The 13,953-nt window shown below is 68.7% G+C and carries 14 protein-coding genes and 1 tRNA gene; 14 read left to right on the forward strand and 1 reads right to left on the reverse strand.

Annotated elements, in window-relative coordinates; all coding sequences use genetic code 11:
* Positions 1-144 precede the first annotated feature (144 nt).
* Complete coding sequence (locus tag ACYVJH_RS01620) at positions 145-945, reverse strand: SDR family NAD(P)-dependent oxidoreductase (protein ID WP_460452919.1); 801 nt, start codon at positions 943-945, stop codon at positions 145-147.
* 92 nt (positions 946-1,037) lie between these two features.
* Here ACYVJH_RS01620 and ACYVJH_RS01625 point away from each other — a divergent pair, with 92 nt between their 5' ends.
* From ACYVJH_RS01625 to nuoG, 14 genes are all read left to right on the forward strand, one after another.
* Entirely contained in the window at positions 1,038-1,706 is a 669-nt protein-coding gene (locus ACYVJH_RS01625; RefSeq protein ID WP_460452920.1) for a methylamine utilization protein, read from the forward strand.
* Positions 1,703-4,036, forward strand: a complete 2,334-nt coding sequence (locus ACYVJH_RS01630; RefSeq protein ID WP_460454249.1) for a putative bifunctional diguanylate cyclase/phosphodiesterase — start codon at positions 1,703-1,705, stop codon at positions 4,034-4,036. Before ACYVJH_RS01625 ends, ACYVJH_RS01630 begins: the two co-directional genes overlap by 4 nt.
* A complete protein-coding gene (locus tag ACYVJH_RS01635; RefSeq protein WP_460452921.1) occupies positions 4,033-4,896 on the forward strand; it encodes a DUF3034 family protein in 864 nt (287 codons plus the stop codon). Before ACYVJH_RS01630 ends, ACYVJH_RS01635 begins: the two co-directional genes overlap by 4 nt.
* Positions 4,897-4,906: 10 nt before the next feature.
* The gene (locus ACYVJH_RS01640) at positions 4,907-5,338 is read left to right on the forward strand and encodes a group I truncated hemoglobin (protein ID WP_460452922.1); all 432 of its coding nucleotides are present in this window, start codon (positions 4,907-4,909) and stop codon (positions 5,336-5,338) included.
* 43 nt (positions 5,339-5,381) lie between these two features.
* Positions 5,382-6,134, forward strand: a complete 753-nt coding sequence (tpiA, locus tag ACYVJH_RS01645) for a triose-phosphate isomerase (protein WP_460452923.1) — start codon at positions 5,382-5,384, stop codon at positions 6,132-6,134.
* A gap of 9 nt (positions 6,135-6,143) precedes the next feature.
* Positions 6,144-6,608: a preprotein translocase subunit SecG gene (secG, locus tag ACYVJH_RS01650; protein ID WP_460452924.1), complete on the forward strand. Its 465-nt coding sequence runs from the start codon at positions 6,144-6,146 to the stop codon at positions 6,606-6,608.
* Positions 6,609-6,662: 54 nt separating this feature from the next.
* Positions 6,663-6,747, forward strand: a tRNA-Leu gene (locus tag ACYVJH_RS01655).
* Between the two features lie 83 nt (positions 6,748-6,830).
* Positions 6,831-7,187: an NADH-quinone oxidoreductase subunit A gene (locus tag ACYVJH_RS01660; protein ID WP_339828318.1), complete on the forward strand. Its 357-nt coding sequence runs from the start codon at positions 6,831-6,833 to the stop codon at positions 7,185-7,187.
* Positions 7,178-7,732 (forward strand): NuoB/complex I 20 kDa subunit family protein, encoded by a 555-nt coding sequence (locus ACYVJH_RS01665; RefSeq protein WP_460452925.1) that lies wholly within the window; start codon positions 7,178-7,180, stop codon positions 7,730-7,732. Before ACYVJH_RS01660 ends, ACYVJH_RS01665 begins: the two co-directional genes overlap by 10 nt.
* A gap of 16 nt (positions 7,733-7,748) precedes the next feature.
* Complete coding sequence (locus ACYVJH_RS01670) at positions 7,749-8,471, forward strand: NADH-quinone oxidoreductase subunit C (protein WP_460452926.1); 723 nt, start codon at positions 7,749-7,751, stop codon at positions 8,469-8,471.
* Between the two features lie 6 nt (positions 8,472-8,477).
* Positions 8,478-9,734, forward strand: coding sequence for an NADH-quinone oxidoreductase subunit D (locus tag ACYVJH_RS01675; protein WP_460452927.1), 1,257 nt, complete (start codon positions 8,478-8,480; stop codon positions 9,732-9,734).
* Positions 9,735-9,748: 14 nt separating this feature from the next.
* Positions 9,749-10,276, forward strand: coding sequence for an NADH-quinone oxidoreductase subunit NuoE (nuoE, locus tag ACYVJH_RS01680; RefSeq protein ID WP_460452928.1), 528 nt, complete (start codon positions 9,749-9,751; stop codon positions 10,274-10,276).
* A 9-nt stretch (positions 10,277-10,285) separates the two neighbouring features.
* On the forward strand, positions 10,286-11,653 hold the full coding sequence (nuoF, locus tag ACYVJH_RS01685) for an NADH-quinone oxidoreductase subunit NuoF (RefSeq protein ID WP_460452929.1): 1,368 nt from the start codon (positions 10,286-10,288) through the stop codon (positions 11,651-11,653).
* Positions 11,650-13,953 carry an NADH-quinone oxidoreductase subunit NuoG gene (gene nuoG, locus ACYVJH_RS01690; protein WP_460452930.1) on the forward strand — a complete coding sequence of 768 codons (2,304 nt, stop codon included), beginning with the start codon at positions 11,650-11,652 and terminating at the stop codon, positions 13,951-13,953. The genes nuoF and nuoG overlap by 4 nt, the downstream gene beginning before the upstream one ends.

A 13,953-nucleotide genomic window follows, 5' to 3' on the forward strand; every position in this document is an offset into this window, starting at 1 on the left:
GACCAACTCCCACGTTTTGCTTCGCAAATCGCGGGCCCCGTGAGTGTTCTTCCGATCCCCGCGCCTTCGGCGCGCCCCCTTACCAAGGGGGCTCCTGCCTCAGTCAGCGTCTCTGAGTGGAAGTCAGTCTGGTCTGAGTGGAACTCAGTCCGCGTCGCGGAAATCCTTGGCCTTGGCGGCGAGCAGGGCACGGGCAAGGCGGTCGGGCAGGTATTTGGAAAGGCCGGCGATGAGCTTGTTGGATCGGCCGGTCACCAGCCGGGTGCGGCCGGATTCCACCGCGTCCACGCCCAGACGGGCGACTTCGGCGCTGGCCAGCCAGATACCCTTGGGTAGCTTGGAAACCTTCTCGCGCATGCCGTTGACGTCGTGGAACTCGGTGTAGGTCATGCCCGGGCACAGTGCGGTCACGTACACCCCGCGGCTGCGCGATTCCTGGTCCAGCGTTTCCGAGAAGCGGATCAGCCAGGCCTTGCTGGCACCGTAGAGCGTATGCCCGGCCGACGATGGCACCAGGCCGGCCAGTGACGCCACGTTGAGGATCCGGCCACGCCCGGCGGCTTCCATCGCCGGCAGGTACAGGTGGGTCAGGTGCGCCACCGCCGTCATCAGCACCTGGATCGAATCGGCGTGGGTTTTCCAGTCCACGCTCAGGAACCGTCCCGGCACGCCAAAGCCCGCGTTGTTGACCAGCGTGTCCACGAAGATCCCGCGGGCCTGGGTCTGGGCGAACAGCGCTTCGGGCGCGCCCGGTTCGGCCAGGTCGGCGGCCAGCACCACGCAGGGCACCTGCGCCGACAGCTCCGCCGCCAGGGCCTCCAGCCGCTCCACCCGCCGTGCCGTCAGCACCAGCGGCTTGCCGCGGCGGGCGTATTCGCGTGCGATGTCGGCACCGATGCCGCTGGAGGCGCCCGTGACCAGGGCGTGAGGCAGGGACGTTGGCATGGGGCTGGCTCCGGATGGCTTCGCATCATTATCACCCCGCCTGCGCGCTAATCGCCGGCATACGCCAGAGGCGACAGGCCACAGGGGGCCGCATGATCATTGGCAAGCCGGGGCGCGTACGTCTGGCCGCCGCCGTGTGCGCCGCAGCCATGGTGGCGGCGGGGCAGGCGCCTGCGGGCGAGTTGCAGGTGCGCGTGCTGGCCGGCGGCAAGCCGCTGGAAGGCGCCGTGGTGAGCCTGCATGGCAACGCCGCTCCCGTGGCGGGCCAGGCCGTGATGGACCAGCGCAACAGCGTCTTCGAGCCGGGAGTGCTGGTCATCGAGGCCGGCACCGCGGTCAGCTTCCCGAACAGCGACGTGGTGCGCCACCAGGTGTATTCCTTTTCGCCGGCCAGGCCCTTCGAGTTGCCGCTCTATTCGGGCACGCCGCCCGATCCGGTCGTGTTCGCCCGGCCGGGCGTCGTGGTGGTCGGCTGCAACATCCACGACTGGATGATCGGCTGGATCGTCGTTCTCGACACGCCGCACCACGCCCGCAGCGGGGCCGACGGCCTGGCGCGCCTGCAGGTTCCCGACGGCGACTACCGGCTGCAGGCCTGGCACCCGCGACTGGCGGGCGAACCGGTGCCGCAGCCGGTGGCCGTGCCCGGCGCGGCGCTTTCGCTGAGCCTTGAGCTGGGCCCGCCGCCGCCCGAACGCCGGGGCAGCGACCGCCTGCGCGCGCTCCAGGACCGCCTGCGCAGCCTGCGCAAGGACGACTGATGAAGCAGCGCCTGCATGGCCGCATCGTCGCCCTGCTGATTGGCCTGGTCCTGGCCGCGCAGCTGGCGACGTTCGCCGTCGTGCACCTGGCCACCGACCGCAGCGTGCGCGTCCAGCTTTCCGACGAACTGGCGGTGGGCGAACGCGTCTGGCGCCGCTTCCACGAAGCCCGCGGCGAACAGCTGCTGGAAACGGCGCTGGTGCTGGCCGACGATTTCGGCTTGAAGGCCGCCGTGGCCAGCGGCGACCCGGCCACGGTTGAGTCGGCCCTGCGCAACCACGCCAGCCGCGTCGGCGCCGACGCGGCGGTGATGCTGGGACCCGATGGCCGCTGGCTCGCCGGCCTGCAGGGCGACTCGCCGGGCTGGCGCGGCCAGTCGCTTGCGGCCGCCGTTGCACGCGCCGAGGTGGAAGGTTTTTCCTTGTCGGTGCTGCCCGTGGACGGTCGCCTGTACCAACTGGCCCTGATCCCGGTGATGGCACCGAACCGGATCGGTTGGGTCGGCATCGGCACGGCCGTTGATTCGAACTACGCCAGCGACTTCCGGGCCCTGACCGGCCTGGACGCCAGCTTCGCGCGCGCCGCCGCAGGGGGGCTGGACGTCTACGCCAGCAGCCTGCCCGGGCCGGCGCTGGCGGCCCTGGCCGGATTGCCGGCCGGCCAGCTTCCTACCGGCGAAGCGGTGCGCGACGTGGCCCTGGGCGACGAACACTGGTTCGTGCTGCCGCTGTCGATGGCGGGCAGTGGCGAACCTCCCGTGCGCGTGCTGCTGCAGGGTTCGCTGGACCAGGCGATGGCTCCGTATGCGACGCTCAAGACCCGCATCCTCTGGCTGTCGGGCCTTGCCGCCGCGCTGGCACTGGTCGTCGCGGGTTTCCTGGGCCGCGGCATCAGCCGGCCGGTGGTAGAGCTGGCCGAAGCCGCCCAGCGTGTCCAGGATGGTGACTACAGCCAGCCGATCATGGTGCACGGCCAGGATGAAATCGGCCGGCTGGCCTCGGCCTTCGGCCACATGCAGCAGGGCATCGCCGCGCGCGAGCAGCGCATCCTGCACCAGGCCCACCACGACGGGCTGACGGGCCTGCCCAACCGGAGCCTCGCCCGCGAGCGGCTGGACGAGGCCTTGGGTTCGGGCCGGGCCGCGGTGCTGATGCTCGACCTGGACCGGTTCAAGGAGATCAACGACACCCTGGGCCATGGCTTCGGCGACCAGGTGCTGGAAGAGGTGGGCAAGCGCCTGCGCCAGGCCGTGCGTGCCAGCGACATGGTGGCGCGCCTGGGCGGTGACGAATTCATGGTGCTGATGCACGACGTCGACGCGGAGCTGGCGGAGTCGCGCGCGCGCCTGCTGCTCGAGCAGTTGCGCAAGCCGCTGGACCTGCCCAGCACCCGCATCAACCTCGACGCCAGCCTGGGCCTGGCCCTGCATCCCGAGCACGGCGACGACTCCCAGACCTTGCTCCGCCGGGCCGACATCGCGCTCTACGACGCCAAGCAGACCCGCAGCGGCGTGGCCGTCTATCGCGAGGGCAGGGACGAGGTGCACCTGCGCCAGCTGGCGCTGGTGGGCGACCTGCGGCAGTCGATCGCCCGCGAGCAGCTGAGCCTGCGCTTCCAGCCCAAGGTGGACCTGGCCACGCGCCAGGTCGCGCACGTCGAGGCCCTGTTGCGCTGGCAGCACCACAGCCTGGGCCAGGTGTCGCCCGAGGAGTTCATCCCGCTGGCCGAACGCTCGGGCTTCGTGCACGAGATCACCCGGTTCGTGCTCGACACGGCCCTGGCGCAGAACGCCCGCTGGCGCGCCCAGGGCGTGGACCTCGGCGTGGCGGTGAACCTTTCGGCCATGGACCTGATGGACGCCGACCTGCCGGATTTCGTGCACAGCTGCCTGCGCCAGCACCAAGTGCCGCCGCCGCGGCTGATCCTGGAAGTCACCGAGGGCGCGCTGATGCGCGACGTCGAATACGCGGTCCGCATGCTGCATCGCCTGCGGGCGAGTGGGGTGCGGCTGTCGATCGACGATTTCGGCACCGGTTATTCCTCGCTGGCGCAGCTCAAGCGCATGCCGGTGGACGAACTCAAGATCGACAAGAGTTTCGTGATGCAGATGACCGAGGAGAGCGACGACGCGGTGATCGTTCGTTCGACCATCGAACTGGGCCACAACATGGGCCTGAAGGTGATCGCCGAGGGCGTGGAAACGGGCGTCAGCCTGGACCTGCTCCAGCGCTATCGCTGCGACATGGTGCAGGGCTACTTCTTCAGCGCGCCGCTGGACGCGGAAGCCCTGCTGGCGTGGTGCCGGCATTATTCGCAGGCCCACGCATGAGCTGGCGCCTGGCCGGACTGGCGCTTGTCCTGGCCCTGGCCGCGCCGGGTGCCGTCCTGGCCGGCGACGGCCGCCTGCTGGCCACCGGCGGCGCCAGCCAGGTCGAGGGCGCGGCCGGCGGAGGCATCGTGCCCTGGGCCGTTCTGGCCGGTTATGGCACCCGGGACCAGGACGGCGGCACGGCGTTCTACACCCGCGTCGATACCGGTGATTACGCGCTCGACGCCTTCGGCGTGGCGTACACCTTCGGCAATCGCCTGGAACTGTCGCTGGCCCGCCAGCGCCTGGACCTGGGCGAGCTGCAGCGCCGGCTCTCGCTGCCCTGGGACACGCTTGAGCAGGACATCTTCGGCGCCAAGCTGCGCCTGGGCGGCGACCTGGTCTATACGGCCTGGCCGCAGCTCAGCCTGGGCGTGCAGCACAAGCGGCTGCGCGACGGCGCCCTGCCGCTGGCCGTCGGCGCCCGAGACGACCGCGGCACCGACGTCTACCTGAGCGCCAGCAAGCTTTTCCTGGCCGGGCCGGGCGGGCGCCAGCTCCTGCTCAACGGCACGCTGCGCTCGACCCGCGCCAACCAGATGGGCCTGCTGGGCCACGGCGGAGACCGCGACGCCGGCCGTTCGCTGGTTTTCGAAGGCAGTGCGGCGCTGGTGCTCGACCCGAGCTGGGTCGTGGGCCTGGAGTACCGGCACAAGCCCGACAACCTGGGATTCGCCGGCGAGGACGCCTGGATGGATGCGTTCGTGGCCTGGTTCCCGAACAAGCGCGTTGCCGTGGTCGCCGCCTGGGCCGACCTGGGCGGCATCGCCACGCTGGACGACCAGCGCGGCGCCTATCTCTCCCTGCAGCTGAGCTACTGAGGTGCGAACGATGGCCCTGCGACCGAAGCTGTTGACCGCCCTGGCCCTTGCCGCGCTGCTGGCGGCCTGCGCCACGAGCCCGCCGCGGGCCGGGCTGTACGCGCAGTTCGGCGGCCAGGCAGGGGTCGAGGCCCTGGTCGAGGAGTTCCTGGTGCGCCTGCTCGAGGACGAGCGCATCAACGCCCAGTTCGCCGACACGGACCTGGTGAACCTCAACGATCGCCTGGTCGAGCAGTTCTGCGTCGAACTTGGCGGTCCCTGCACCTACACCGGCCGCGACATGGCGCAATCCCATGCCGGGCTGGGCATCACCGAGGCGGACTTCAATGCCCTGGTCGAGGACCTGGTGGAGGCGATGGAGGCCCGCGGTATCCCGCGTTCCGCCCAGAACCGGCTGCTGGCCAGGCTGGCGCCCATGCATGCGGACATCGTCAGCCCCTGACCGGGCGCGCTAAACTTGCGGTCTTGTCCGCAGGAGAGAGCGCATGCGCCCCAGGATCGTCGCCGGCAACTGGAAGTTAAACGGCAGCCGCAGCTTCGCCACGGAGCTGCTGGACGCGGTGGTGGCCGCGCCGCGGGCCCCCGGCGTCGAGCTGGTGGTGATGCCGCCCGTGCCCTATCTGGGCGAGCTGGCAAGGCAATACGCCGGCACCGGCCTGGTTTTCGGCGCCCAGGACCTGGGCGTGAACGAGCAGGGCGCCTACACGGGCGAGATCTCCGGCGCCATGCTGCGCGACGTCGGCGCCCGCTACGTGCTGGTCGGCCACTCCGAGCGCCGCCAGTACCACGGCGAAGACCCGCACGACGTGGCCGAAAAGTTCGTCGCCGCCCTCAAGGCTGGTCTGGTGCCGGTGCTGTGCGTGGGGGAAACCCTGAGCCAGCGCGAGGCCGGGCACACTGAATACGCGCTGGAAAAGCAGCTGGGACCGGTGGTCGAACTGGCCGGCATCGCCGCCTTCGAGGGCGCCGTGCTGGCCTACGAGCCCGTCTGGGCCATCGGCACCGGCCGCACGGCCTCCAAGGAACAGGCCCAGGAGGTCCACGCCTTCATCCGTGGCGAACTGGCCGCCCACGATGCTAGAATCGCGGGCTCGCTGCCCATCCTGTATGGCGGCAGCGTAAAGCCCGCCAACGCCGCCGAGCTGTTCTCGCAGCCCGACGTCGATGGTGGCCTGATCGGGGGCGCGTCCCTCGTGGCCCAGGATTTCCTGGCAATCGCCGCCGCGGCGGCGAGGTAACGGAAGAACATGCTGCTCACCATCGTCAGTGTCATTTACGTGCTGGTCGCGATCGCCATGATCGTGCTCATCCTCATGCAGCGCGGCTCCGGCGCCGCCGCAGGCTCGGGCTTCGGCGCGGGCGCTTCGGCCACCGTCTTCGGTGCGCGCGGATCGGCCAATTTCCTGTCCACCGCCACCAAATGGCTGGCCGTGGTCTTTTTCGGCATGAGCCTGGGCATGGCGTGGTACGCCACCCACGGTGGTCGCCCGACGGCGGAACCGATGGAAGACATCGGTGCCATGTCCGAGGTTCCGGCCGCGCCGGCCCCCGCGGGTGAGCTGCCGGCCAGCGACGTGCCGGCCAGCGACCTGCCGTCCGACGGCTCGGTGCCGGCGGCCAGCGACGCCGCCCCGGCGGCCGCCGACGTTCCGACCGCCGCCGACGCCGCGCCGGCGGCCGGCGATGACGCGGAAAACACCCGCGGCGACTGATCCGCTGGTACAATCTTCGGCCTTCGATCCGGTCACCGGAGCGAAGGCACACCTGCCCAGGTGGCGGAATTGGTAGACGCACTACCTTGAGGTGGTAGCGACGAGAGTCGTAGGGGTTCGAGTCCCCTCTTGGGCACCAAATGAATCAACGGGCTGCCGCCCGGCACATGACTGGAGCGGCGGCCCTGACGCGCCCAAGGGCGCCAAGGTGAGGAAGCGCGCGTGTTGGGCGAATATCTGCCGATCCTTCTGTTCCTCTTCGTCTCGACCGGCCTGGGCATCGTCCTGCTGATCGCGGGCTGGGCCCTGGGCCCCAAGCGCCCGGACGCCGAAAAGCTGTCGCCGTACGAGTGCGGCTTCGAAGCCTTCGAAGACGCACGCATGCAGTTCGACGTGCGTTATTACCTGATCGCCATCCAGTTCATCATCTTCGACCTGGAAATCGCGTTCGTATTCCCGTGGGCGGTCAACTTCCGCAACCTCGGCATCGTCGGCCTCACCGAGATGGGCATCTTCATCGGCCTGCTGGTGCTTGGCTTCGTTTACGTCTGGAAGAAGGGAGCGCTCGAATGGGAGTGATCCAGTCCGTTTCGAACGTGATGCACAACCCGATCCCGGAAGGGCGGGTGGACGACATCCTGCGCCCCGAAGGCGACAATCCTCTGCTCGAGCGTGGTTTCGTCACCACGTCCGTGGACACGTTGGTCAACTGGGCGCGCACCGGCTCGATGTGGCCGATGACCTTTGGCCTGGCCTGCTGCGCGGTCGAGATGATGCACGCCGGTGCCTCCCGCCTGGACCTCGACCGCTACGGCGTCATCTTCCGCCCGTCGCCGCGCCAGTCCGACGTCATGATCGTCGCCGGCACCCTGGTCAACAAGATGGCCCCGGCGCTGCGCAAGGTCTACGACCAGATGCCCGAGCCCAAGTGGGTCATCTCCATGGGCAGCTGCGCCAACGGCGGCGGCTACTACCACTATTCGTATTCGGTGGTGCGCGGCTGCGACCGCGTGGTGCCGGTGGACATCTACGTGCCGGGCTGCCCGCCGACTGCGGAAGCGCTGATCTACGGCATCCTGCAGCTGCAGAAGAAGATCCGCCGAACCAACACCATCGCCCGCTAAGGACCCAGCCGACGCCATGGTCGAACCGAACACGAGCTTCATCGAGCGCCTCAAGGCGCGCCTGCAGGACAAGCTTGTGTCCGTGCACGAGGCGCTGGGCGAAACGACGGTCGAAATCGTGCCCGAAGCCTGGGACACCGCCGCGCGCATCCTGCGCGACGACCCGGACATGGGCTTCGAACAGCTGATCGACCTGTGCGGCGTCGACTACCTGGGTTACGGCGACGATGAGTGGGACACCGACGACGTGTCCTCCGAAGGGTTCTCGCGTGGCGTCGAAGGCGCCGCCGGCCCGGGCCGTTTCGACTGGGAGCACCGCCCGCGCGGCAACGGTCCCGAACGCCGCTTCGCGACGGTCGTGCACCTGCAGTCGGTGCGCCACAACCGCCGCCTGCGCATGCGCTGCTTCGCCGCCGACAACAGCCTGCCGGTGGTGCCCTCGCTGGTCGAGGTCTGGCCGGTCGCGAACTGGTTCGAGCGTGAGTGCTTCGACCTGTTCGGAATCATCTTCGAAGGTCACCCGGACCTGCGCCGCATCCTCACCGACTACGGTTTCGTCGGCCATCCGTTCCGGAAGGACTTCCCGCTGATCGGCAACGTCGAGGTCCGCTACGACGCCGAGCGCAAGCGCGTGGTCTACGAACCCGTTTCGATCGAGCCGCGCGTGCTCGTGCCGCGCGTGGTGCGCGAGGACTCGCGCTGGCAGCAGGCCGCTTCCGAGCAGCCGAGCAAGGACTGACCGGCCATGACCCAGGAAATCCGCAACTACACCCTCAACTTCGGTCCCCAGCATCCGGCCGCGCACGGCGTGCTGCGCCTGGTGCTCGAGATGGACGGCGAAGTCGTGCAGCGCGCCGACCCGCACGTGGGCCTGCTGCATCGCGGCACCGAGAAGCTGGCTGAGTCCAAACCCTACAACCAGTCCATTGGTTACATGGACCGGCTCGATTACGTTTCGATGATGTGCAACGAGCACGCCTACGTGCGCGCCATCGAAAAGCTGATGGGCATCGAGGTGCCGCAGCGCGCGGAATACATCCGCACCATGTTCGACGAGATCACCCGCATCCTGAACCACCTGATGTGGGTCGGCTCCAACGGCCTCGACCTGGGCGCGATGGCGGTGTTCCTGTACGCCTTCCGCGAGCGCGAAGAGCTGATGGACTGCTACGAGGCGGTGTCGGGCGCGCGCATGCACGCCACCTACTACCGCCCTGGCGGCGTCGCCCGCGACCTGCCCGACGCCATGCCCAAGTACCGCGAATCGCCGTGGCGCAAGGGCAGCGAGCTCAAGCGCGTCAACGAGTGGCGCGAGGGGTCGATGCTCGATTTCCTCGACGCGTTCACCGACGACTTCCCGCGCCGGGTGGATGAGTACGAAACCCTGCTCACCGACAACCGCATCTGGAAGCAGCGCACCGTCGGCATCGGCGTGGTGCCGGTCGAGAAGGCCCTGGCCTGGGGCATGACCGGTCCGATGCTGCGTGGCTCCGGCCTGGCCTGGGACCTGCGCAAGAAGCAGCCCTACGCGGCCTACGACAAGGTTGATTTCGACATCCCGGTCGGCGTGCAGGGCGACTGCTACGACCGCTACCTGGTGCGCATGGAAGAAATGCGCCAGTCCAACCGCATCATCAAGCAGTGCGTGCAGTGGCTGCGGGCCAACCCGGGCCCGGTGATGGTGCGCAACTTCAAGGTCGCGCCACCGCGCCGCGCCGAGATGAAGGACGACATGGAAGCGCTGATCCACCACTTCAAGCTCTTCACGGAAGGCTATTCCGTGCCGGCCGGCGAAGCCTACGCCGCGGTGGAAGCCCCGAAGGGCGAGTTTGGCGCCTACATCGTCTCCGACGGCGCCAACAAACCTTTCCGCCTGAAGCTGCGCGCGCCGGGATTCGCCCATCTCTCGTCCATGGACGCGATCGTGCGCGGCCACATGCTGCCCGACGTGGTCGCCATGATCGGCACCTACGACGTCGTGTTCGGCGAGATCGATCGCTAAGGACTGCCTGACCGATGAAAGCCACCGGAAATTTCGCCGCCTGCCAGGATGTCGACCCCATGGTCGCCCTGTCCGACGCCACGCGCGCGCACATCGACCACTGGGTCGCCAAGTTCCCGCCCGACCGCAAGCGCTCGGCCGTGATCCAGGGCCTGATGGCCACGCAGGAACAGAACGGCGGCTGGCTCAGCGACGAGCTGATCGCCGCCACCGCCAAGTACCTGGACATCCCGCCGGTCTGGGCCTACGAGGTCGCGAGTTTCTACTCGATGTTCGACCTGCAGCCGGTCGGCCGGCACAAGGTCGCGATCTGCACCAACATCAGCTGCTGGCTCAACGGCGCTGAGGACATCGTGCGCCACTGCGAAGGCAAGTTGGGCATCAAGCACGGCGAGTCGACCCCGGACGGCCGCATCTTCCTGAAGATCGAGGAGGAGTGCCTGGCCGCCTGCGCCGGCGCGCCGATGATGGTCGTGGACGGCCACTACCACGAGAAGCTGACCACCGAGCAGGTGGACACGCTGCTCGACGGACTGGAGTGATCTGAGGACATGGCACACCATTCCCACTATTCCGAGGGCTACGGCCCGGTTGGCCCGGCCCCGCAGGAGCACAACGTCGTCTACACGACGCTGCACTTCGACAAGCCCTGGTCCTACGAGAACTACCTCAAGACCGGCGGGTATTCCGCCTGGCGCAAGATCCTGGCTGAAAAGATGGATCCGGCAGCCGTCATCGAAATGGTCAAGCAGTCGGGCCTGCGCGGCCGCGGCGGCGCGGGTTTCCCGACCGGCCTGAAGTGGAGCTTCATGCCGCGCCAGGCGCCGGGCCAGAAGTACATCCTCTGCAATTCGGACGAGTCCGAGCCGGGTACCTGCAAGGACCGCGACATCCTGCGCTACAACCCGCATTCGGTGATCGAGGGCATGGCCATCGCCTGCTACGCGACCGGCTGCACCGTGGGCTACAACTACCTGCGCGGCGAATTCCACCACGAGCCCTTCGAACACTTCGAATCGGCGCTCAAGGAAGCCTACGCCAACGGCTGGCTGGGCAAGGACATCCAGGGATCGGGTGTGGACGTGGACATCCACGGCGCGCTCGGCGCTGGCGCCTACATCTGCGGCGAAGAGACCGCGATGATGGAATCGCTGGAAGGCAAGAAGGGCCAGCCGCGCTACAAGCCGCCGTTCCCGGCCAACTTCGGCCTGTTCGGCAAGCCCACCACGATCAACAACACCGAAACCTACGCGTCGGTGCCGGCGATCATCCGCAACGGCGCCGAGTGGTTCCTCAACCTCGGCAAGCCCAACAACGGCGGCCCGAAGGTGTTTTCGGTGTCGGGCCACGTCAACAACCCCGGCAACTTCGAGGTCCGCCTGGGCACGCCGTTCAGCGAACTGCTTGAAATGGCCGGTGGCGTGAAGGGTGGCCGCAAGCTCAAGGCCGTCATTCCGGGCGGCAGCTCGATGCCGGTGCTGCCGGCGGAGATCATGATGGGCTGCACGATGGACTACGACTCGATCCAGAAGGCCGGTTCAGGCCTGGGTTCGGGTGCGGTGATCGTCATGGACGAAACCACCTGCATGGTCCGCGCCTGCCAGCGCATCGCGCGTTTCTACTACGCCGAGTCCTGCGGCCAGTGCACGCCGTGCCGCGAAGGCACCGGCTGGATGTACCGCATGCTGACCCGCATCGCCGAAGGCAAGGCGGCGCTCGAAGACCTGGACATGCTCAAGGCCGCCGCCGGCCAGATCGAAGGCCACACCATCTGCGCATTCGGCGAGGCCGCTGCCTGGCCGGTGCAGGGTTTCCTGCGCCACTACTGGCACGAGTTCGAATACGCCATCGTCAACAAGCGTTTTTATGTCGACGACCTGGCCAAGGGCCAGCTCGCCACCACGGAGCAGGCCGCATGAGCGCCCAGCCGACCAACACCACCGCGCCGGACCTGGTGAACATCGAGATCGACGGCAAGCCGATGCAGGCGCCGAAGGGGTCGATGATCATCCACGCCGCCGACAAGGCCGGCGTCGCGATCCCGCGTTTCTGCTACCACGAGAAGCTGCCGATCGCCGCCAACTGCCGCATGTGCCTGGTGGACGTGGAGAAGATGCCCAAGCCCGCCCCGGCCTGCGCCACGCCGGTGATGGAGGGCATGAAGGTCACCACCCAGACCAAGCGCGCGCTCGATGCGCAGCGCAACGTCATGGAATTCCTGCTCATCAACCACCCGCTGGACTGCCCGATCTGCGACCAGGGCGGCGAGTGCGAGCTGCAGGACCTGGCCATGGGTTACGGCCGTTCGGTCTCGCGTTTCGTCGAGCGCAAGCGCGTTGTGCCGGACGAGGACATGGGCTCGCTGGTCGCCACCGACATGACCCGCTGCATCCAGTGCACCCGCTGCATCCGCTTCACCGCGGACGTCGCCGGCACCTTCGAGCTGGGCGGCATGTACCGCGGCGAGCGCCTGCAGATCGGCACCTACGACGGCAAGCCGTTGATGACCGAACTCTCGGGCAACGTCATCGACGTCTGCCCGGTCGGCGCGCTCACCAACAAGGTGTTCCGCTTCCGGGCCCGCGCCTGGGAGCTGATCGCGCGTGAATCGCTGGGTTACCACGACGCGCTTGGCTCGAACCTGTTCCTGCACACCCGTCGCGGCGAAGTGCTGCGCACCGTGCCGCGCGACAACGAAGCCGTGAACGAGTGCTGGCTGTCCGACCGCGACCGCTATTCGCACGAAGGCCTGTATTCCGCCGACCGCGCCACCCGTCCGCTGCTGCGCGAAGGTGACGGCTGGCGCGAAGCATCCTGGGACGAAGCCCTCGCCCAGGCGGCCAAGCTGCTCAAGGAAGCCGGCCCCTCGCTGGGCGTGCTGGCGCACCCGGCCACCAGCAACGAAGAGGGCGCCCAGCTGGCGACCCTGGCCCAGGGCCTGGGCACCGTCCACGCCGACCATCGCCTGAAGGCGCTGGACTTCGCCGACGCCGCCTTCGCCGAACCCTTCCAGTTGCCGGCCGCCGAACTCGAGCTGGCCGACACCGTGCTGCTGGTCGGCTGCAACCTGCGCCACGAACTGCCGTTGCTGCACCAGCGCCTGCACAAGGCCGGCAAGCTCGGCGCCAAGGTCTTCTGCATCAACCCGGTGGACTTCGAATTCACCTTCCCGGTGGCAGGCAAGCGCATCGTCGCGCCGTCGGCGCTGCCGGCCGCGCTGGCCGCGGTCGCCAAGGCCGCCGGGGCATCGCTGCCCGCGGGAATCCAGGGCGACGGGCACGAAGGCGCCAAGGCCATCGCCGAAGCCCTCTCCAAGGCTGGCAAGGCCGTCATCGTGCTCGGTGAAATGGCCGAGAACCACGCCCGGGCGTCCTGGCTGCGCGCCGCCGCACGCGCCCTGGCTTCGGCTTCGGGCGCCAGCCTCAATCGCATCCCGCAGGGCGCCAACGCCATCGGCCTGGCCCGCCACGGCCTGCGTCCGGGGCAGGGCGGCCATGACGCCGCTGCCATGCTGGCCAAGCCGCTGCCGGCCTACCTGCTGTACGGCGTCGAGCCGCAATACGATTTCGCCCACGCTACCCAGGCGCTCAAGGCGCTGGCCGGCGCCAAGGTGGTCGCCTTCTCGGCTTATGCCAGCGATGACCTGAAGAAACTCGCACAGGTGATCCTGCCGATCGGCCTGCTGCCTGAAATCGACGGCAGCCTCACCAATCTCGACGGCACCGACCAGCTGAGCCTGGCCGGAGGCAAGCTGCCGGGCGAGGCCCGACCGGGCTGGCGCGTGCTGCGCGCCCTGGGTGGCCAGCTTGGCCTGCCGGGCTTCGACTACACCGATCTCAACGGCCTGCGCGCCGGCCTGTCGCCGCAGGCGCCGGCTGCCGGCGAGGGGCTGGCCGAAGCGCCGGCCCAGGGCGACAACGGTCTCGAGCGCATCACCAGCACCCCGATCTACCGCGGTGACGCGGTGCTTCGCCGCGCGGTCGCGCTCAATGCGCACCCGCTGACGGTGGGGGCGCGCGTCGTGCTCAACCCGGAAGACGCGCTGGCGCGCGGTCTCTCCGATGGCGCCATGGCCAAGCTCGGCGACGGCAACGGCAACGCCGTGCTGCCGGTGCAGGTGAACAAGCGTGTTGCCAGGGGCGCCGCCTGGATCGAATCCGACTACGAGGCCACCGCGCCGCTCGCGCCGGCGGCGCGGCTCGCCGTGGTGGGGGCCTGA

It is taken from the genome of Arenimonas aestuarii (assembly GCF_054781715.1).